Here is a 20,745-nt window from a genome sequence, read left to right on the forward strand (position 1 = left end):
TTTTTTATTATTTTAAGCCTTCAGTCAATACTGGAACAATTTGTTTCTTACGTGATACAACACCAGGTAAATTAATGCGGCCATTGACGATTGCTGTTCCAAATGCTTTTGCTGCATTTTCCGCAACTTGTCCGGCTGCTACCGCTGTTGAGTCGTTATTTAAAATATCCGTTACAACGAAGAAGAATAAATCTAAACCATTATCTGCTATATTTTTGTTTAATAAGTTTTCAAGCTCTTCCTGACGCCCAAGTACATCTTCAATATCGACAGCGTTTACTTGTGCAACAGTTGCTTTATATTCCCCGAATTCAAAGCCTTTTGCATCAAGTGATAATAGCTCTTCCAATGATTTATCAGAAAGGTCGGCGCCCGCTTTTAGCATCGCCAAACCATATTCTGCTGAATCAACATTCGCAATTGCTGCTAATTCAGTACCCGCTTTAACATCTTGCTCTGTGCATGTAGGCGATTTGAATAATAACGTATCTGAGATAATAGCAGAAAGCATTAAGCCTGCAATATTTGCCGGTACTTCTACATTATTTTCTTTAAATAATTTATTTAAGATTGTTGCTGTACATCCTACAGGTTCAGCCCGGAAGTATAACGGATCTGATGTTTGGAAATTGGCAATACGGTGATGGTCAATTACTTCTGTAATTTTTACTTCTTCTATACCATCAGCCGATTGTTGAAATTCGTTATGATCGACCAAAATCACTTGGCTTGCTTCCTCTTTAACATTTCCGATAAGGCGGGGTGCTTCAAATCCGAACTTTTCCAATGCAAATTTAGTTTCGTTATTTAATTCTCCAAGACGGACCGCCTCTGCATCGACACCTAACTGTTGCTTTAAGTATGCATAAACAATTGCCGAAGTAATTGTATCTGTATCAGGGTTTTTATGTCCAAAAACTAATGTTTTACTCATAATTGAGCCTCCTATATAAAATACTGTTCGCCCTTCATTTTAACATAACGGTATGAAAGTGAAAAACAACATTTCTCATTGACTAAGGATGCCGAAAAACTTAAAGGCTAGAAGTGTTTGTTTAAAAATTTCATTAACACTGAACCGTTGATTTCCATTCCGGGACCGATGCTTTTCCCGGGCACGCTCCAGCTAACTTATTCATCGCTTTAATAAAATGAGATATGTTTTCTACGATGACTAGTAATCAAAATCAATGAGTATGAACAACTTGTTCTTGCTAAGCATTTAGTTAAAATTTATAAAAAAAGACAAAAGGTCTCGAGAGTTCGTCTCTCGAGACCTTTTGTCGACAATCTGTATCTTTACGTTTTCTCAGCTAATTGCGGTTAAATTAATTTGCTTTTTCGAACTATTACTTTCCTTACAATATTTCTCTGGATTTTGCATTACCATCGTTTCCACTAAAATATGTAATAAAGAATATATAGCAATTGTGCATGTGGCCCCGCCTTCTTTTGCAGAAGGAACAATCAGCACTGGATTTGCAGGCTCCTTGTGAGAAGTCAGCTTTTTATCCCGAATCGCAACAATTTTTACATTTTTTCTCTTAGCAATCTCTACTGTTGTTGCCAAATCTTCATACTCATCATCCAATGAAATAACAAATAGTAAAGAGTTCTCATCCATAAATGCTAATTGTTGAGCAATTTTTTCCGTTTCATGTTCAATAAAATATACTTGATCGCGCAGCATCTTTAGATTACTGAACATCCAAAAAGCAGCAGGTTCCGAGTGTCTAAATCCTAAAAAGTGTATTCTTTTTGATTGATGCAGCAATTGAATAACTTCTTCGACATCGCGCTCTTTTAATTCATTAAAAGTTTTGGAAATACCGGCAATATCCTGCTTAACAATATCAGCGCCAATTTGCTGTCTAATTCTATTCTTCGCAATTGCTTTTTTCGCTTCTACTGTTTCCCCTCTTTCCATTAAGTAACCTTTCACTTTGTCTTGAAGGTCACTAAAACCCGAGAGGTCCATTGCATAACAAAATCGAATAACCGTTGATTCACTAACATCTGCAAGTCTACCTACTTCAGAAGCAATTTGTGTGGCAACTACATTGGGGTTATCAATGACAAACTGGGCTACCTTACGTTGTCCTTTTGACAATCGAATATACCTTTTTTTAATATCATTACATATACTCAAACTCCACATCTCCCTTTCTTAAAATCATCTTATATACCTATTAATTAGTTGACATAGTTATGGCAACTAAAATAGTGATTAATAACTATTACGATGTAAATTCCGCGCAGTAATTTCTAATAATAAAAAATACATTATCATGAATATTAATAGAATACAATGAGTTTTCTGAAAAAACTTTATTATGCTAAAGAACTGTATGTTTTATGTATAAAATAGACATATTATTGTAAATTTATTGTATTTTAGTAAATATACTTACTATAAACTTACTATTCAAATTAAATTAGTTGGGTATTATTGAATGTATAAAATATGTTTAAAAGGACCTGTGCAAATTCAATCTGCACAGGTCCTTTGTTTTTACATTTATTGTAATTCCGTTTGTTTTGTTTCTTTTCCTAAGAAAATTACAGCTAACACCCCTATGACAATTGCACCACAGAAAATAGTGAAAATATAGCTAATATCATAACCTTTTGTCAAAAGTGAACCGACTAATAGCGGTCCAAAAATACCACCAACACGTCCTACTGCTGCTGCCATTCCTGCACCTGTACCACGTACAATTGCTGGATATTGCTCTGGTGTGTAAGCATATAATGCTCCCCATGCCCCTAAGTTAAAGAATGAAAGTAACATTCCGGATACCAATAAAGTCGTGATGGTTTCCGCGCCTCCAAAAACAAATGCACTTGCTGCAGTACCTAATAAATATGTAACCAATACAAATTTCCGTCCGAATTTCTCGATAAACCAGGCAGCTGTGAAATAACCTGGTAATTGTGCTAATGTCATTATAAGTACATATTTAAAGCTCGAAATTAAATCGAACCCCTTTCCAACCATTACACTTGGTAACCATAAGAACATTCCATAATAAGAAAACACAACTGTAAACCAAAGTATCCAAAGCATAACGGTAGAGCGAGCATATTTTTTTGTCCAAACTTCAGCAATGTTCTGAAATACAGATCGCTTTTTAGACTCCTCTTTTACCCTAAACTGCGGTGAATCAGGTAATTTCATTCGTATATAGATCGCATAAAATGCTGGTATTGCAGTAATGAGTAACGCAACACGCCATCCTTCAATTGGCCAAAAATCTGCAGGAATTACAAAATAAGATATGATTGCTGCCAATAACCAACCTGCTGCCCAAAAACTCTCCAATAGAACAACGACTCTTCCTCTTTCTTCTGCTTTCACACTTTCGGATACTAATGTAGAAGCAACCGGTAATTCTCCACCGAGCCCCATCCCAACGAAGAAACGCAATATTAGAAAGAGTGTCAATGTAGTTGTAAATGCAGACAGTCCACTTGCTACAGAAAACAATATAAGTGTCCACATAAAAATTTGCTTGCGACCCACTTTATCCGCGAGTAGTCCAAAAACTAACGCACCTACCATCATACCGATGGAGTTTACACTACCAATCCACCCCATTTGGCTACTATTTAAACCCCAATCCACTGCAAGTGCTGCAATGATAAAGGAGAGGATGCCGACATCCATAGCGTCAAACATCCAACCGACACCAGCAATGCCCAATAATTTATTACGTGATAAAGGCTTTTGTTCATTTACTTCCACTGACATTTACTATTCCACCCTCCATGTGTCTTTACACTTGACTTAACAACATTCCTATCATACATTTCTTTCTTAAAAGTGACAACATTTTTTTTACTTAACGAATTGTTCCGACAATTTATCGATTCCTATTGAAATAAGAGGCACATAGGTTTAAAATGTCTTGTATACAAAAACAAATGTTCATCTACCGAGAACAGAAGGAGTTAAATTGTCTATGTGGAAAGGTCTTATTGAAGAATATAAACAGTATCTACCTATTACTGAAAATACACCTGCTCTCTCTTTAAATGAAGGAAATACTCCCTTAATTCCTTTAGTGAATTTATCGAAGGAACTAGGGATTGAATTATATGGAAAAATAGAAGGTGCCAATCCAACTGGCTCTTTTAAAGATCGAGGCATGGTATTTGCCGTTGCAAAAGCTATTGAAGAAGGTTCAAAAGTAGTTATTTGTGCCTCTACAGGTAATACTTCAGCTGCGGCTGCAGCCTATGCAGCACGTGCAGGCATCCAATCAATCGTTGTAATTCCAAAAGGTAAAGTAGCACTTGGAAAATTAGCACAAGCTACGATGTATGGCGCTAAAATTATCGAGATTGATGGTAACTTTGATGATGCATTAAATATTGTGCGTAAAATCGGAGAAACTACTCCGATCGCATTAGTAAATTCCGTTAACCCTTACCGTATTGAAGGGCAAAAAACAGCAGCATTTGAAATAGTTGATCAATTAGGTCAAGCACCGGATTACCTATGCATCCCAGTTGGGAATGCCGGTAATATTACAGCATACTGGAAAGGCTTTAAAGAATATAATGAAGCAAAACAAAGCGGTCTGCCAAAAATGTATGGCTTTGAAGCAGAAGGTGCGGCTGCCATCGTAAAAGGAGAGCCAATTACAAATCCTGAAACAGTTGCTACTGCGATTCGAATTGGTAACCCTGCAAGCTGGAAATATGCAGAAGCAGCACGTGATGAATCAGGTGGTTTAATCGAGGCCGTTACAGATGAGGAAATTTTGGCAGCCTATAAGTTAATTGCCCAAAAAGAAGGAATTTTCATTGAACCAGGCTCTGCTGCATCATTAGCAGGTGTCATCAAATCCGTTAAAGCTGGTAAGATTAACCCGGGCAGCAAAGTAGTATCCGTATTTACAGGTAATGGTTTAAAAGATCCTGATACAGCAATGAATGTTTCAACTGTTGACTTAGTTGCACTTAAAAACGATGAGCAAGAAATCCGCAGCTATATCGAGGGCGTATTTAGTTTATGAGCAACAGTTGGCAAATCAAAGTCCCAGGCAGTACAGCAAATTTAGGACCTGGATTTGACTCGATTGGTCTTGGACTATCACTTTATTTAACTTTGGAAGTAACTTTACAAAATGAGTGGGAATTTGTTCATATTGGAGACAATGTACCTTCAGATACAACAGTTGAAACACATTTAATTTATAAAATTGCCCAGCAAGTGGCTAATCAGTACAATGCTTCATTACGACCATGTAAAGTGGAAATGAAGAGCGAGCTTCCTCTAGCAAGAGGACTCGGTAGTAGTGCAGCAGCTATAGTTGCGGCCATTGAATTAGCGAATATTTTAGGAGAGTTAAATTTAACGACTCAGGACAAGTTGAATATTTCTTCCCAAATTGAAGGACACCCTGATAATGCGACTGCCTCAGTATTAGGGGGGCTAACTATTTCTTCTATGGATGAACAAGGGAATGTCGATACGCTTCATATTCAGGAAATGGATGCAGCATTTGTAGTGTTTATTCCAAATGTTGAGTTAAAAACATCTGATTCACGAGGTGTTTTACCAAGCCAATTAGAGCGGGCCTATGCTGTCCGAGCAAGTGCAAATGCGAATATGTTAGCAGCTTCTTTAATCGCAAAAGATTATGTACGTATCGGTCGTTACATGGAAGCAGATTTATTTCATGAGCCATTTCGCTCGAAGCTTATACCAAATTACACCGAAATACAAGAAGCAGCAAAATTGGCTGGAGCCTATGGGACTGCTTTAAGCGGAGCGGGACCAACATTAATTTCCATTATCCCACTATCGATAAAGGAACAATTTATTGAGGCTATGCAAAAACAATTCCCTACACATCAAGTTGTTTTAACAACGGGAGCTTCTGCAGGGATACAAGTCACTACTTACTCAAATAGTAAATGATATAAAAAGGGTTGCAAATTTTAATTAAAATTTGCAACCCTTTTTACTATAGAATCCCCATTCGACTATGTTAGATGACGATACTGCCATAAAACATTCAATCTCATTTTCTCTCAAAATATGCATAATTTCCTTTAATTATGGGTATATTAATAAATCTACTGTTAGAAAGGGGTAATGTTTATGAAAATTGCAGTTATTGGTGCTGCTGGTAAAGCAGGGACTCATATTTTACGTGAGGCTTTAATGAGAAATTATGATGTAACAGCCATTGTGAAAAATAAGGCAACATTACAAGACAATAAAAATTCAATTATTGAAAGCGACTTGTTCAATTTAACGAAAGAACAAATTGAACCTTTTGATATCTTAATCAATGCCTTTGCCCCACTACCAGGGGAAGAACATTTGCATGTAACTGCAGGTGAATATTTAATCTCCTTATTGGAAGGGACATCAAAAAAACTGTTCGTTGTTGGTAGCTCAGGCTGTCTATATGTGAACCGCGAAAAGACTGTGCGCCTTATGGATTTGGAAGATTATCCAGAAGACCTTGTTGACATGGCAAGAGCACAATTGCAAAATTTGCAGGATTTAGAAAGCTCTTCAATTCAATGGACGTTTGCTATTCCTTCAGCTATGTTCGATTCTGACGGACCTCGTACAGGTCACTATATTAAAGGTGCCGAGAAAATTTTAGTAAACTCGCAATTTAACAGTTATATTAGCTATGCTGATTTTGCCGTAGCGTTACTCGATGAAATAGAAAAGAATGAATACCCGAATACAACTTTTACTGTTGCATCTGAAAATGTAACAGCTGCTTCCTAAAAACGAATATAAAAGCCAGCATCTACATAGGATGCTGGCTTTTATACTGTCATAATTAAGTTAACATTACTAGACTTATCGCCATAACGGCCATACCTGCAACTAAACCATAAATAGACGAATGGGCTTCATCGTATTTCTTGGCAGCCGGAAGTAGTTCGTCAATCGAGATGAATACCATAATACCAGCGACACCCGCAAAAATAATACCAAACAACGTATCTGTCATAAACTGCATGAGTACAAAATAAGCGATTAATGCACCTAAAGGTTCGGATAAACCCGAAGCGAACGACCATTTAAAAGCCTTCATACGCTTCCCTGTTGCATAGAAAATAGGAATTGCTACAGCAATACCTTCTGGGATATTATGAATAGCTACAGCGATGGCAATGGCAATCCCTACATTTGGATCTTGTAGAACGGCCATGAAAGTAGCAATACCTTCTGGGAAGTTATGAATTGCAATCGCCAATGCTGTAAAGAGCCCCATTTTCATTAGACGATCAGCTTCTATTTCTTCATTGCCTATTATTTGTGCCTTTTGTACATCTTCAACAGATTTTACTTCGTGAGGATTGTTGCCCTTTGGAATAAAGCGATCAATTAATGCTATTAATAGCATCCCCCCGAAAAATCCAAACAAAGTATACCAATAACCAGTCGTTTCCCCATGAACGTTTACTAATGAATCTTTTGCCTTCACAAAAATTTCAATTAGCGAAACATAAATCATGACACCTGCTGAAAATCCTAATGCCACTGATAGGAATTTTTTATTTGTACGCGTTGTAAAAAAAGCAATTAAGCTACCTATTCCTGTAGCAAGCCCTGCAAACAACGTTAATCCTAATGCTAATAATACATTCTCATCCATAACATTCTCCTTTGGATTTTATTCATTTATCAAATTATATGCGAGAAGTTTCCTTTATGCAACTTTTTTTGTTAAGGTAACATCTTATGTCACAAACCAACTTTCTGTTATAAAAAAGAATCCCTAATATTTAGGAATTCACTTTTTTCTCCAATGTTTAGGCGACTCATACCATAATACACAAATAATAAACCAACTATAGCCTATACTCCACCCGGCTAAGACGTCTGTAGGATAATGCCGGCCTTCTGCTATACGTGCTAAACCGATAAAGAAAGCTAGTACAATAGCTATACCCCAAATAGTCATCTCCTTTTTTCTACTGCTAGTCATATTGGAAAATAGGAAAGCTAAAGTAAACAAATACAACAAACCCATTTGAGAGTGCCCTGATGGAAAGCTATATGTAATTAGTTGATCGGCAATATCAGGTCGAGGCCTTTCAAAGTAATGTTTTAAGAGTTGATTAATACCGTTCCCCACTCCAATTGTTAACAAAACAAATAGCACTCCGCGGTAACTTTTTTTCCGAATCCATAAAAAGAGCAAAAGTAGGATAGTAATCATTACAATAAAACGCGTTTCACCTAAATAATGAAATAAAATAATAACCTCATTACCACGTAATAAGTATTGGATTTTCGCATCCAATACTTCCAAGCTTGCGCTATTATAATTCAGCGAAATTATGGCGAAAATAGCCAGAGTGATGAGTGCGAAAAAATATGCGCCTTTTTTCATTAGCATCCCCCTCTTTCTTATACTTCTATTCTTTTACCCAAAATTATATGTACTACGTAAAAAAATAAAAATCTACTTTGCTATTATTTTCAGCAAAGTAGACTTTCGTAAGTCTTCATTATTCTACAACAGTGTAATTTCCATGCTCCATCGAAATGACGAATTCTGGTTTCGGCGGTTTACCACCATGTTCTTTTATTTTCGCTTTATGGCCAGCGATATGTTCAGGGCTCTTTTCCCAAGCCTTCCATGCTTCCTCTGATTCCCAACGGATAATCATAACCACTTCTTCTTCACCGCGGCGGACATTTTTCACCAATAGTTCGCGACCAATAAATCCTTCACGTTGTTCTAATTTCGATGGACCTTGATCCGGCTTCCTACTAAAACGTTCGATAATTTTTTCAGAGTTACCCTCGGTTACAACCCATTTACGTATTTGTACAAACATAATCTATCGCTCCTTTTTTTAAAAAAAGCATGCCTCAAAATGAGACATGCCCTATTTATAATATTATTTTAATTCGTTTAAAATTTCATCTAATTTTTCTGCTTCAGTTGTTACACCGTTAGAAGAGAAGTACCAGTTTACACCATCAAGATAAACGATTTTACCTTCTTTGTAAGCACGAGTCTTTTTGATGATATCATTTTCGATGTCAGCTTTAATAGTATCTACATCAGAAGCTGTACGGTCAATGATTAATAATACTTCTGGATCTACAGAAAGGATTGATTCATAAGAGAAGTCTGAACCGTGTGAAGATGCTTTAATATCTGTAGTTGAAGGTTTAAAGCCAAAGTCATTGTATACATATGCAAAACGAGAATCTTCACCGTTATCGAAACCAGAGATTTTTTTGTCGTTGTACATTGCTACTAATGCATTTTCATAGCCAGCCGCCTTTTCTTTCACTTCATCAACTTTAACTTGTAAGCTTGATTTTAACTCTTCAGCTTTTTCTTCTTTACCGAAGATTTTTGCTGCCAAGTCTACAGTTTCAAATACACCGTCAACGTAGTTCGAGTTATCAGAACCGATGAATACTACGTTTGGAGTGATTTCTTTTAACTCTTCATAGAATGGAGCTTGACGACCAGAAATGAAAATTGCATCTGGGTTAGCAGCTGCTACTTTCTCAAAGTCGATTTGCTTTAAAGTACCAACGTCTGCTACTGAATCTGTTACGTATTTCTCTTTAAGATGCGCCGGGATATTCCCTTTACCTCCGTTTGCAGCGATACCAACAATTCCTTCAACGCCTAATGCATCAAGTGTATCTAAGAAACCGTAGTCAAGTACTACGATGTTTTTTGGCATTTCTTCAAATGTTACATCTTCAAAGGAAACTGATTTCCCATCCTCTGTTTCACTTCCTGCTGATAATGGAGAAACTGACATTGGGAATGCTGCTGTTTCTGTTGATGCAGATGTTTCACTGTTTTCAGTTGCAGCAGGTTCATTTGTTTCAGTTGCCTTTTCTTCATCTGAACCACATGCTGCTAGCATTAATGTTAATGCTGCTGCCGTTAAAAATTTCCACTTTTTCATGTTAAAATTTCCTCCTACTTTTCTCTCAACCGAGAGTGATAATCGTTTTCAATTAACTAACGTAAGTCTAAATCAACTGTTTAAAGTTGTCAATTGTTTTTATGAAATTAATATTCATTCTCATTTAAATTTATAAAATAAATGTATAAGCGAGAATAACCTATACATTTACTTATCTTTAGCTTTGGGAATTAAAATATACACAGATTCTACAACCATCTTGTTCTTGAACCGGAATATGCATGTCATATACTTCCCGAAGTGCTTCTGAATTAATAATGTCATGAGTTGGACCATCTTTTACAAGGCGTCCATCTTTTAAAGCGACAATACGGTCTGAATACACCGAAGCAAAGTTAATATCATGCAACACAATGACAACTGTTTTGCCTAATTCATCTACAAGCTTGCGTAAAATTTTCATGATTTGAACCGAGTGCTTCATATCCAGGTTGTTTAATGGTTCATCCAATAAAATATACTCAGTATCTTGTGCTATTACCATCGAGATAAAAGCACGTTGCTTTTGACCACCGGATAATTCATCTAAAAATTTATGTTCCATATCGCCCAATGTCATGTATTCAATTGCACGATCAATATGTGCTTCGTCCTCTGCTGTTAAACGCCCTTTTGAATAAGGATAACGACCAAATGCCACGAGTTCACGTACAGTTAATCGTACATTTAAATGATTTGACTGACGTAAAATAGCCACACGTTTAGCAAAATCATTAGATTTCATTTTTTTAACATCACTTTGATCTAAAAATACTTCCCCTGTATCTGAATCAAGCAATCGGCTTACCATTGATAATAATGTTGATTTACCTGCTCCATTCGGTCCGATAAATGAAGTGATTGCTTTTGGCTGTATAGTTAATGAGACATCCTCAACGACCGGTTTTTTTCCAAAGCTTTTAGAAAGCCCTTTAATTTCAATCATCCTGCTTTCCTACTTTCCTTCAGTATTAGGTAAATAAAGTAAAGTCCACCGACAAAGTTAATAATAACGCTGATCGTTGTACTTAACTGGAACACATGCAGTACTAAGAACTGCCCACCGACAAGTGCAATAATACTAATTAAACTCGCACCCACTATTAAAACGGAATGCTTGTACGTAGCAAAAAACTGATATGCCAAGTTTGAAACGATTAACCCTAAAAACGTAATTGGACCGACAAGCGCAGTAGATGTTGCAATAAGCACGGAAGATAAAATTAGTACTTTCAATACAATTTTATCGTAGTTTACACCTAAGTTTATTGCATTTTCACGTCCTAATGACATTACATCTAAATCCCTTAATAAACGATAACCATATATAAACGAAGCCACTAATATAACGATAGCAATAAGTAAAAGCTCAGTTTTAACATTCATAAAGCTCGCAAATAAACGAGATTGTAAGCTTTCATATTCTACCGGGTCAATAATTACTTGTAAAAATGTTACTAAGCTACCGAGCAGTGTCCCTATAATCATCCCTGCTAGCAGCAGTAGGAAGATTGGATGCTTATCGGCCCTGAATAGAAATCTGTATAAAATAAGTGCGAAGATAACCATCGCAACAATTGATAATCCAAAATTCAAATAACGGCTTACTACAAAAATAGAGGCGGACCCCGCAAAGAAGAATATGACCGTCTGGACGACTTCATACATCGAGTCAACACCCATCATTGAAGGAGTTAATAATCGATTATGTGTAACTGTCTGGAATGTTACCGTCGCATACGCAATGGCAGTACCGGTAATAATCATTGCCAATACACGTTCTACACGTTTTGGAAAGGCGTAACTAAATCCACCTTGAATATTATATAGACAAAATAACAGTATACTAATAATCGCGATTACGGCTAAAACAATAAGCTTCGTTCTATTTTTTCGCATATGCTTTCCCCCTAAACAACATTACTAAGAAGATTGCACTGCCGATTACCGCAACCGTTGTGTTTACCGGAATTTCAAACGGATACACAATAAGACGACTCAGGATATCACACATCAATAGGAATGCTGCCCCTAGGAAAATTGTATGCGGAATCGTTTTACGTAAATTGTCTCCCATATATAATGAAACTATGTTTGGCACGATTAACCCTAAGAAAGGAATAATCCCTACTGTTAATACGACTGTAGTTGAAATAATCGCGACAAGCACTAAACCGAGATTTAATACAGTACGATAGCTCAACCCTAGATTTTTCGCAAAATCTTCACCCATTCCTGCCACTGTAAACTTATTTGCATATAAGTAAGCAAGAATAATCGCAGGTACAGCTACATAAAGCAACTCATAACGTCCTGAAACAACTAGTGTAAAACTACCTAAAAAGAATGTATCCACACTTTGCATTACATCTGCTTCATAGGCAATAAATGTGGATATAGCACCTATGATATTCCCGTACATAATCCCGATTAGAGGCACGAAAATTACATCTTTAAATTTAATACTTTCCAGAAGACGCATGAAAATCATCATACCAATAAGTGCAAAGGTGAAACTAAAGAGAATTTTCTCCATATAACCTACACTTGTGAAAAATACCATCGATACTACAATACCTAGTTTAGCCGCATCCAACGTACCCGATGTTGTCGGTGATACGAATTTATTACGGCTTAAGCTTTGCATAATTAAGCCTGAAATACCCATCCCTGCCCCAGCAAGTATAATCGCCATTAATCGTGGCACTCGACTCATCAGGAAAATTTGTGTTTTATCTGAATCCCAATCCAATAAATCAGATGGTTTAATGTCGATTGCCCCAATAAATAATGATATAAAGGACAGAACGATGGTTGCTGCAACGAGCATCCAAAGTCTCATTTCATTTTCCCACTATTCTTTATATATTTTATTTTAATTCCAATAGCCAAACGCTGTTGAATTTTTGAGTGAACTAATAACTCTGATGGTACACTAACACGTATTCACTAATTCTCAATGAAAATGAGAATCATTTCTTTCCCTACATCATTATATAATTGCTAATAATGAAAATCAAACACACGATTTAAAAATAAAGCATCTTTGAACAGCGAATATATTGAAATTAGTATTTTAAGAGCAATTAGCCGTTTTATTTACAAAGTACAGTATATATAGGAAATTAGACGAAATAATAAAAAACCACAAATATAAATTCGTAGTTTCAGACTGTAAACAAATTCTTAAAAAATGTTTGTTTAAAAATCACCTTAACACTGAACCGTTGATTTCCATTCCGGGACCGATGCTTTCCCGGGGCACGGCTCCAGCTAACTAAATTGTTCCTACAACGGCAGGCACAATTTAGTGGATCTTCCGCGCGGTGCTCCTGCGATTACTCGTCGCAAAATAAATTTTGCTGTTCCCGGTGGAGTCACGGTCCCTCCACTCCAATCAACTTATTAATCGCTTTAAATAAATTGAGTTAGGATTTCTCTAATGAATAGTAATCAAACAATGAACGTGAACAAATTGTTCCGGCTAACCATCTAGTTGAAATTTATAATAAAAAGACAAAAAGTCTCGAGAGTTCATCTCTCCTGGCCTTTTGTCGACAATCTCAAAGAGGGGATTAGTTCCAGTTCACGCAAAAAGAGAAATTGCATTGTGCAATTTCTCTTTTGCGCTTTATAAGGTAAATATTCGGAGAGGTAACACTTCTTTCGTTTAAAATTTGGTGGCAGGATACTTAAATTTTTACAGAGAATATCCTTTTTTCATGCCTGAAATTATGCAGAGATTTACTTGATATAGATGAAAAATTAGTTGTTCGGAGTGAAGGCGGCGACTCCCAGGGGAACAGCACGAGGGAGAGACTACAGGCTCGAGCCGTGCCCCTAGGAAAGCGTCCGCCGTAACGGAGAACAACGGCTACGCAGGTGACACAATAAGTAAGCCATTCAAATTTACTAATCGTAAATCTTGCAGGACTTTTGATTTTGGGCGGGTTTTGTCCCAGCCACTTGTATCTAAATCCGATATGTTGTTTTATTGACACTGTACTTTTCCAATATTGCACGATTTACTTCATAGCCGATTCCATTTTTTTGAGGAACTTTAATGTAGCCATTTTCTACTGTTACTTCCGGGCTAATAATATCTTCATACCAATAACGGCTTGAGGCAGCAGTATCTCCAGGCATTATAAAGTTAGCAAGACTTGTAAGGGCAACATTTTGTGCCCGGCCTATTCCTGCTTCAAGCATCCCTCCACACCAAACAGGTATATGGTGCTCCATACAGTAATCATGAATGCGCTTTGCTTCACTAATACCGCCTACTCGTGCAATTTTAATATTGATAACACCACAGCTCCCCAGCAAAATCGCCTTACGTGTATCCTCAAGAGAGGTAATGCTTTCATCTAAACAAATCGGTGTCTTAATTTCCTTTTGTAATAAGGCATGGTCGATTAAATCATCATGGGAAAGTGGCTGTTCAATCATCATTAAATTGAACTCATCCAGCTTTTTTAAATTCCCCATATCTTCTAATGTATATGCGGAATTTGCATCTGCCATTAAAGGGATATTAGGAAATACTTGGCGAATAGTATGTAAAAGTTCGATATCTTTTCCAGGCTTAATCTTTACTTTAATTCTTTTATAACCTTCATCTAAATAATGTTGAATCGTTTTTATAAGCTGTTCATCTGTAGACTGTAATCCAATACTAATCCCCACTTCGATTTTATCCTGGGATCCTCCGATGACATTCGCTAACGGTTGATTCATTAATTGGGCGTAAATATCCCATACTGCACCTTCAATTGCTGCTTTCGCCATATTGTTGCGACGAATGGGCCGAAACATCTCAAATACATCATCTGGATGCTTCAATTCAGCTCCCAATAATGTTGGAATTAAAAAATCCTCCAATATATGACGCATAGTTTTAAAAGTTTCTTCGGTATAGGATGGTTCTTCAAAAGCAACACCTTCTCCCCAACCGACAACTCCACTTTCATCCTTCGCCTCCACTACTAAAAATCGTTTATCTTGCATTGACCCTAAGCTCGTTGTAAATGGTGTTTTCATCTTCATTACGAGTTCATGCATTGTGACTTCGACTAATTTCATGTTCATTGCTCCTATTAATTGTTAAATTAAAAAAACTTTCAGCGGGCAATGATGCACCCGCTGAAAAGGAATTAAAGAGCAAATAAGGAACGCTTCACAAGTAGATAATGGCTTATTTGCTCATCTTTTTTCATTAAATAAATAATTTTATAATTTTGGTCAAACATTGCTTGTAGTATATTTCTTGTTTTATACCGCCAATCTTCTGCTAAAGCGACACTCTCCACTTTGATTTTTTGAAAGTTTGTTGGAATAGGCAATGTATATGCATCGTGGATAAGTGTTTCCTCTTTACTAAACTTTTGTTCCTTATCCAATGTAGGCAACCCTACAATATTTGCTTCCCAATCTACGATAGGTTTTGCTTCATCAAGCAATTCTTCTACTTTTGCATCCCAACGTAAGTAATCATTATCAACGAGCTGCCACTCTACACAAAGGCGATCTGTAGGCAATAATTTATTAAATGGATCTTCCATCTCACCATAGCAGTTCTCTATATAAGTATCGCTATAACTGCGCAACTTCGAAAAGTTTAAATAACCACTACGCGCTTCAAGCGGATCAAACGTCCATCGACAAGTGCGATAGCCGCGTTCGATAGCGATATCTTTCAAATAATTTTTTAGTAATTCTCCTACACCTTGCTCACGGTAATTACGTTTAATACCGATCATATGGGAATATAAATACACTTGCTCATCCATATATCCAGGACAACTATAGTTAAAGCCAATAATCTCGTCATTTAAATAAGCTCCAAGAACAATTCCACCATTACGGATTGTTGCAATGGTTTGATGAACAGGGATGCTACCGACTGCCCAAATCTCATGCTCTAACTCACGTGCCTCTTCAATTTGTTCAATTGTCGTCAATTCCTTAATCGTTACTGATTCTAACATAATGTTTGCCTCCCCTATAGTTACTTTTTCATCGTGCCATTAAAACTGTTATTACAATTATTTGCATCTCTCAGCCGTTTACACTGCTTATCGAGATCTTGTAACCATCGGGAATGTTCTGCATATTTCAAGTGTTGTATTAATCCTTCCCAACTAAAATTTTTATTGGAGATATTTTATTTTAGTAAGGATTCTCCCAGTTCCATTATATACCACAAGCTACCATTTTAAGTAGTTAACTTTTATTATTCCTTTCTTTCCAAAAGAAAAAACCTTAATTCGTAAAAAAATCTACAAATTAAGGTTAAAAAATTATTTTACACCGCGCATTGCTTTCGTAATGATTGGTGAAATGATTAAGATAACTATACCTAGTACAATAGATAAAATACCTAATACACCGAAATAAGCTGTTTCTGAAACTTGCTCGTATACACGAACTAACTGTGCGTTAATTGCCTGAGCTGCTGCTGCTGCCAAGAACCATAAAGCCATTGTTTGTCCTGCGAATGCTGCAGGAGCTAGCTTTGTTGTTGCAGATAAACCAACTGGTGAAAGTAATAATTCACCTAATACAACTAGGAAAATCGAGAACACAACCCATAATGGATTAACTAATGTATCTGCAGGCGTTAAAACGATTGCAGCAATCATTATTAGGAAAGAAGTACCTGAGAAGAATAGCGAAAGCGCAAACTTCTTCGGTGTTGAAGGTCCACGATCCCCTAACTTAGTCCAAAGAACCGCAAATATTGGTGCGATTAAAATAATGAACAGTGGGTTAAATGATTGGAACCATGCAGCCGGAATTTCAAACCCTAAAAATGTTAAATTTGTACGTGTATCAATAAATGTCGCAAGAATTGTTGAAGACTGCTCTGCAATTGCCCAGAACATTACCGCACATAGGAATAATGGGATATATGCCAACAAACGAGATTTTTCATCCGCATTTGTTTTTGGGCTACGGTACATATAAGTAATAAATAAAGTTGGAATTAAAATACCTAATGCTGTAATTAATAATGAGAAGTTTTCGATATTTGCATTACCTGTTTGATATGCAATGAAACCTAAAATTACAATGACTATACCACCAATTGTAAAGTTACGTGCTGATTTTTTCTTCTCTACGTCAGTAAGAGGGTTTGGTGCAAATGAACCAGCTAAGCCTAGACTCTTCTGAGACATTAAATATACAACCAATCCGATGAACATACCTACTGCAGCTACTGCAAATCCGGCATGGAAGCCCCAGTTCTTTTGGAATAGTCCAACTAATAAAGGCGCTAAGAAACCACCCATGTTGATACCCATATAGAAAATGGAGAAGCCTGAATCACGACGTGCATCTGTTGGCGCATATAAATCACCTACAACTGATGATACGTTCGGTTTAAGTAAGCCTGTACCAATGATAATAAAGAACATTGATGAATACAGCGCTGTTACACCAAGCGGTAATGCCAATAATATATGACCGACCATAATTAATATACCGCCATAGAATACAGCTTTACGTGTACCCGTTATACGGTCAGCAATCCAACCGCCAATAATACCTGACATGTAGATTAATGAACCATATATCGACATGATAATGTTTGCCTGCGTACGATCTAATCCTAATCCACCATCTTTAACAGCATAGTACATGTAGAAAAGTAGAATGGCACGCATTCCGTAATATGAGAATCGTTCCCAAAACTCTGTAAAGAATAATGTAAATAAACCTTTTGGTTGACCGACAAATCCTGTTTGAGGAACAGATTTCACTATTTCTTCTTTTGAATACATTTGAAATCCTCCGATTAATAAATATTCCGACAATTAAGTCTGTTGTCTGACATTTGAAATAATACACTTGAAACACTTTAGCGCAATAGTTGATTAAAATCAACAAATAATCAAAATGTTATAATTATGTCATTTTTCATTATTTTCTAACAATTAAGATATATTATTAAATTTTAGACTTTTGAATTATAAAGCAATTAATTATATAAAGAAATCATTTTGACTCTGCCTCTTTTTGGATAAATAACCACAAAAAAATCTAAGGTACATTGCCACCGCAATATACCTTAGATTTATTATTTTATTTCAGGACATAGTTGTCGTATTTTTGGTAGTCCGCTTCTTTAAGCTCGAGCGTCAGTAACGTACCATTTTCTTCATAAGCTGTTTCAAAAATGGTAGCTTGTTCATTTAAATAAGAAACCACAGCTCCTTGATCGTAAGGAATCAGCATTTGACAGGTGATATAGTTGGCGAAAATTTGTTTGCGAATAAGCTGCAGCAATTCATCCAAGCCAACATTTTGCTTCGCAGAAAGCCAAATATTATCGCCACTTACTAACGGATATTCTAAACTTGCCAAATCAGATTTGTTGTATACATAAATGGTAGGAATATTCTCAACATCGATAGCCTTCAACGTTTCATTCGTCACGTCCATCATGAAGCGGTATTCTTCATTTGATACATCGACAACATGCAAAAGTAAATCCGCTTCACGTGCTTCTTCCAAAGTCGAACGGAAAGCCTTCACTAAATGGTGAGGTAATTTACTAACAAAACCTACAGTATCCGTAAGTAAAAACGACTTATTGTCTTCGAGTTCAATATTGCGGACAGACGTTTCCAATGTTGCAAAAAGCATATCCTTTTCAAAAACCTGCTTTGTTACATCTTGGCCAGCCTTTGCAAGCAGCTGGTTCATAATTGTAGATTTCCCTGCGTTTGTATATCCTACAATGGAAACGACTGGCACAGCATTTTTACGGCGTTGCTTACGTTGTGTTTCACGCTGTTCTTTTACTACTTCTAATTCTTTTTTAATTTTCGAAATTTGATCTTCAATCTTTCGACGGTCCAACTCAAGCTTCGTTTCACCTGCACCACGGTTTTTAAAGCCCCCACCTGTGCCACCGCCCTGACGTGATAATGATGCATGAAGCCCAACTAGGCGTGGAAGCATATATTGAAGTTGAGCAAGTTCCACTTGCAATTGTGCTTCACGTGTTTTTGCACGCCGACTAAAAATATCTAAAATCAACATAGTGCGGTCAATTACTTTACATTCTAAATCCCGCTCTAAATTTCGAATTTGCGAAGGGGACAATTCATCATTAAAAATAACAATGTTTGCATTTGTTTCTTCAAAGAATGCTTTAATTTCTTCAATTTTCCCAGTGCCTACATAATGTGACGATGTTACACGCTCTAAATTTTGCGTTACCATACCGACAATTTCTACATCCAATGCTTCCGCTAAATTCGCCAATTCTTCCATTGAATAATCGAAATGCTCATTCTTTTGTAAATTGACTCCGACTAATACACCGCGTTCAACTAATACTTCAACATCTTTCAAACTGTTGCCTCCTTGCTTACATTAAAACTTTTTCCCATCGTATCATACAATTCAAAAGCCTGTACAATGAGACGACAAAGGCGCATTATTATATTATACGAACATGATTATTTTGAAAAAAGAAAAGGCGGTTTTTATGGAATTTGAACAAATGAAAGTGCAACTTCTCGCACTAATTTCTAATAAAACATTAATCCAAGCAACAATTAGCCAACCTCGGCAAAAATCAAATGACTTAAAACGCGTAAAGCTAAAGCCAGTCGAAATACGCGAAGAATATATGATACAGCTTGAATATCAATATGAAAGAATTTTAAAGCATGAAAATGTTACGTTACAGGATTTGACCGCTAAGCTCGACATGCTTTTTGAGAAATTCAGGCAAGCGCATGCTGAGTTTCAGGAACAGACGATACAGGTACAGCTTTCCAAAAAAAACAAAGTACTCTGGAAATCAAGTCAAAATGCGACGGCAAAACAAGTTGATTTATCTCATAATCGTAAAAAACAGTACTTACTGGATGACTCACGAGTACACCCGTTTTTAGTTCGTTTAGGTGTGCAGGCGGAAGATGGGAAGATCAAAAAGCAAAAGTACGATAAGTTTAAACAAATCAATCGATTTGTAGAGTTTATTGATGATTCTTTAGCCCACTTACCAAAAGACAAAACAATTCGTATTTTAGATTTTGGCTCTGGTAAATCGTATTTAACATTTGCGTTGTATTATTATTTAAAAGTCGAAAAAGAACTGGATATTCACGTCACAGGTCTAGACCTAAAGAAAGAAGTAATCGATGAATGTAATCATATTGCCAAGGATTTACAGTATGAAAATCTACAGTTTTTAGTAGGCGATATTAATGATTTTAATGAAGAAACTCAAGTCGATATGGTTGTAACGTTACATGCATGTGATGTCGCGACAGATATGGCATTGGCACGTGCAGTGAAATGGGGAGCAAAAGTAATTTTAAGTGTTCCTTGCTGTCAACATGAGCTTAACCGTCAGCTTCAAGCACCCGCTCTATCAGTCATGACTCAACATGGATTAGTGAAAGAGCGCTTTGCTGCATTAGCAACAGACTCCATTCGTGCTGAGCTACTATCACTTGTTGGCTATGATACACAGCTATTAGAGTTTATCGATATGGAAAATACCCCAAAGAATATTTTAATTCGTGCATATTTCACGGGGAAAAAGCCAACAAATGAACAACGAGTAAAATATGACGAATTTGTGCGCTTTTTAAATGCAAAGCCCTTTTTAGAAAACGAACTACAAATTTTATTGAAATAACATAACTATATTCTCTATTTGCTCATAATTTTCTCTTTATTGACTAAATATAAGCAAATATTCACTTTTTCCTTATGTTACAGAATTGTAAAGTTTAACTCACACAACGTAAATTTTGTATAGATTTTTTTAAGTTTTTGTTATGATAATTG

At 36.4% G+C, this 20,745-nt stretch carries 18 protein-coding genes; 4 read left to right on the forward strand and 14 right to left on the reverse strand.

Translation table 11 applies throughout. The features are described from left to right. Window positions 1-7: 7 nt before the first annotated feature. The 3 genes from MKY13_RS18690 to MKY13_RS18700 form a co-directional block, all read right to left on the reverse strand. Window positions 8-934, reverse strand: coding sequence for a manganese-dependent inorganic pyrophosphatase (locus MKY13_RS18690; protein ID WP_191701379.1), 927 nt, complete (start codon window positions 932-934; stop codon window positions 8-10). Window positions 935-1,309: 375 nt separating this feature from the next. Then, a complete protein-coding gene (locus MKY13_RS18695) occupies window positions 1,310-2,149 on the reverse strand; it encodes a MurR/RpiR family transcriptional regulator (RefSeq protein WP_191701380.1) in 840 nt (279 codons plus the stop codon). 369 nt (window positions 2,150-2,518) lie between these two features. Beyond that, window positions 2,519-3,751, reverse strand: coding sequence for an MFS transporter (locus MKY13_RS18700; protein ID WP_339214409.1), 1,233 nt, complete (start codon window positions 3,749-3,751; stop codon window positions 2,519-2,521). Between the two features lie 211 nt (window positions 3,752-3,962). Between MKY13_RS18700 and thrC the strand changes: the two genes are divergently transcribed. The 3 genes from thrC (at window position 3,963) to MKY13_RS18715 (ending at window position 6,760) form a co-directional block, all read left to right on the forward strand. After that, on the forward strand, window positions 3,963-5,021 hold the full coding sequence (thrC, locus tag MKY13_RS18705) for a threonine synthase (protein ID WP_339214411.1): 1,059 nt from the start codon (window positions 3,963-3,965) through the stop codon (window positions 5,019-5,021). Continuing rightward, complete coding sequence (thrB, locus tag MKY13_RS18710; protein WP_339214412.1) at window positions 5,018-5,929, forward strand: homoserine kinase; 912 nt, start codon at window positions 5,018-5,020, stop codon at window positions 5,927-5,929. The genes thrC and thrB overlap by 4 nt, the downstream gene beginning before the upstream one ends. Before the next feature lie 183 nt (window positions 5,930-6,112). Continuing rightward, complete coding sequence (locus MKY13_RS18715; RefSeq protein ID WP_191701384.1) at window positions 6,113-6,760, forward strand: NAD(P)H-binding protein; 648 nt, start codon at window positions 6,113-6,115, stop codon at window positions 6,758-6,760. 55 nt (window positions 6,761-6,815) lie between these two features. Here MKY13_RS18715 and zupT read toward each other — a convergent pair whose 3' ends face one another. From zupT to hflX, 11 genes are all read right to left on the reverse strand, one after another. Then, the gene (gene zupT / locus MKY13_RS18720; protein WP_191701385.1) at window positions 6,816-7,637 is read right to left on the reverse strand and encodes a zinc transporter ZupT; all 822 of its coding nucleotides are present in this window, start codon (window positions 7,635-7,637) and stop codon (window positions 6,816-6,818) included. A gap of 138 nt (window positions 7,638-7,775) precedes the next feature. Further along, window positions 7,776-8,378, reverse strand: a complete 603-nt coding sequence (locus tag MKY13_RS18725; RefSeq protein WP_339214415.1) for a phosphatase PAP2 family protein — start codon at window positions 8,376-8,378, stop codon at window positions 7,776-7,778. Window positions 8,379-8,496: 118 nt separating this feature from the next. Beyond that, window positions 8,497-8,829, reverse strand: a complete 333-nt coding sequence (locus MKY13_RS18730; RefSeq protein WP_191701387.1) for an antibiotic biosynthesis monooxygenase — start codon at window positions 8,827-8,829, stop codon at window positions 8,497-8,499. A 63-nt stretch (window positions 8,830-8,892) separates the two neighbouring features. Then, a complete protein-coding gene (locus MKY13_RS18735) occupies window positions 8,893-9,930 on the reverse strand; it encodes a siderophore ABC transporter substrate-binding protein (RefSeq protein ID WP_339214417.1) in 1,038 nt (345 codons plus the stop codon). Between the two features lie 178 nt (window positions 9,931-10,108). Then, window positions 10,109-10,876 carry an ATP-binding cassette domain-containing protein gene (locus MKY13_RS18740; protein ID WP_339214419.1) on the reverse strand — a complete coding sequence of 256 codons (768 nt, stop codon included), beginning with the start codon at window positions 10,874-10,876 and terminating at the stop codon, window positions 10,109-10,111. Then, window positions 10,873-11,829 (reverse strand): iron chelate uptake ABC transporter family permease subunit, encoded by a 957-nt coding sequence (locus MKY13_RS18745; RefSeq protein ID WP_339214421.1) that lies wholly within the window; start codon window positions 11,827-11,829, stop codon window positions 10,873-10,875. The genes MKY13_RS18740 and MKY13_RS18745 overlap by 4 nt, the downstream gene beginning before the upstream one ends. Beyond that, complete coding sequence (locus MKY13_RS18750) at window positions 11,816-12,772, reverse strand: ABC transporter permease (protein ID WP_191701391.1); 957 nt, start codon at window positions 12,770-12,772, stop codon at window positions 11,816-11,818. The genes MKY13_RS18745 and MKY13_RS18750 overlap by 14 nt, the downstream gene beginning before the upstream one ends. Before the next feature lie 1,130 nt (window positions 12,773-13,902). Beyond that, the gene (gene menC, locus MKY13_RS18755) at window positions 13,903-15,012 is read right to left on the reverse strand and encodes an o-succinylbenzoate synthase (protein ID WP_339214423.1); all 1,110 of its coding nucleotides are present in this window, start codon (window positions 15,010-15,012) and stop codon (window positions 13,903-13,905) included. Between the two features lie 71 nt (window positions 15,013-15,083). Further along, window positions 15,084-15,917: a GNAT family N-acetyltransferase gene (locus MKY13_RS18760; protein ID WP_191701393.1), complete on the reverse strand. Its 834-nt coding sequence runs from the start codon at window positions 15,915-15,917 to the stop codon at window positions 15,084-15,086. A gap of 312 nt (window positions 15,918-16,229) precedes the next feature. Further along, window positions 16,230-17,714 (reverse strand): peptide MFS transporter, encoded by a 1,485-nt coding sequence (locus tag MKY13_RS18765; protein ID WP_191701394.1) that lies wholly within the window; start codon window positions 17,712-17,714, stop codon window positions 16,230-16,232. A 301-nt stretch (window positions 17,715-18,015) separates the two neighbouring features. Further along, window positions 18,016-19,293: a GTPase HflX gene (hflX, locus tag MKY13_RS18770; protein WP_339214425.1), complete on the reverse strand. Its 1,278-nt coding sequence runs from the start codon at window positions 19,291-19,293 to the stop codon at window positions 18,016-18,018. Between the two features lie 136 nt (window positions 19,294-19,429). Here hflX and MKY13_RS18775 point away from each other — a divergent pair, with 136 nt between their 5' ends. Further along, window positions 19,430-20,593, forward strand: a complete 1,164-nt coding sequence (locus MKY13_RS18775) for an SAM-dependent methyltransferase (protein WP_339214427.1) — start codon at window positions 19,430-19,432, stop codon at window positions 20,591-20,593. The last annotated feature ends 152 nt before the right edge of the window (window positions 20,594-20,745 follow it).

Source organism: Solibacillus sp. FSL W8-0372 (genome assembly GCF_037969735.1).
GTDB classification, from domain to species: domain Bacteria; phylum Bacillota; class Bacilli; order Bacillales_A; family Planococcaceae; genus Solibacillus; species Solibacillus faecavium.

Coding starts and splice junctions, on each gene's coding strand:
- MKY13_RS18690 (WP_191701379.1), bottom strand. CDS start 934: ATGAGTAAAACATTAGTTTTTGGACATAAAAACCCTGATACAGATACA.
- MKY13_RS18700 (WP_339214409.1), bottom strand. CDS start 3,751: ATGTCAGTGGAAGTAAATGAACAAAAGCCTTTATCACGTAATAAATTA.
- thrC (WP_339214411.1), top strand. CDS start 3,963: ATGTGGAAAGGTCTTATTGAAGAATATAAACAGTATCTACCTATTACT.
- thrB (WP_339214412.1), top strand. CDS start 5,018: ATGAGCAACAGTTGGCAAATCAAAGTCCCAGGCAGTACAGCAAATTTA.
- MKY13_RS18715 (WP_191701384.1), top strand. CDS start 6,113: ATGAAAATTGCAGTTATTGGTGCTGCTGGTAAAGCAGGGACTCATATT.
- zupT (WP_191701385.1), bottom strand. CDS start 7,637: ATGGATGAGAATGTATTATTAGCATTAGGATTAACGTTGTTTGCAGGG.
- MKY13_RS18725 (WP_339214415.1), bottom strand. CDS start 8,378: ATGAAAAAAGGCGCATATTTTTTCGCACTCATCACTCTGGCTATTTTC.
- MKY13_RS18730 (WP_191701387.1), bottom strand. CDS start 8,829: ATGTTTGTACAAATACGTAAATGGGTTGTAACCGAGGGTAACTCTGAA.
- MKY13_RS18735 (WP_339214417.1), bottom strand. CDS start 9,930: ATGAAAAAGTGGAAATTTTTAACGGCAGCAGCATTAACATTAATGCTA.
- MKY13_RS18740 (WP_339214419.1), bottom strand. CDS start 10,876: ATGATTGAAATTAAAGGGCTTTCTAAAAGCTTTGGAAAAAAACCGGTC.
- MKY13_RS18745 (WP_339214421.1), bottom strand. CDS start 11,829: ATGCGAAAAAATAGAACGAAGCTTATTGTTTTAGCCGTAATCGCGATT.
- MKY13_RS18750 (WP_191701391.1), bottom strand. CDS start 12,772: ATGAGACTTTGGATGCTCGTTGCAGCAACCATCGTTCTGTCCTTTATA.
- menC (WP_339214423.1), bottom strand. CDS start 15,012: ATGAAATTAGTCGAAGTCACAATGCATGAACTCGTAATGAAGATGAAA.
- MKY13_RS18760 (WP_191701393.1), bottom strand. CDS start 15,917: ATGTTAGAATCAGTAACGATTAAGGAATTGACGACAATTGAACAAATT.
- MKY13_RS18765 (WP_191701394.1), bottom strand. CDS start 17,714: ATGTATTCAAAAGAAGAAATAGTGAAATCTGTTCCTCAAACAGGATTT.
- MKY13_RS18775 (WP_339214427.1), top strand. CDS start 19,430: ATGGAATTTGAACAAATGAAAGTGCAACTTCTCGCACTAATTTCTAAT.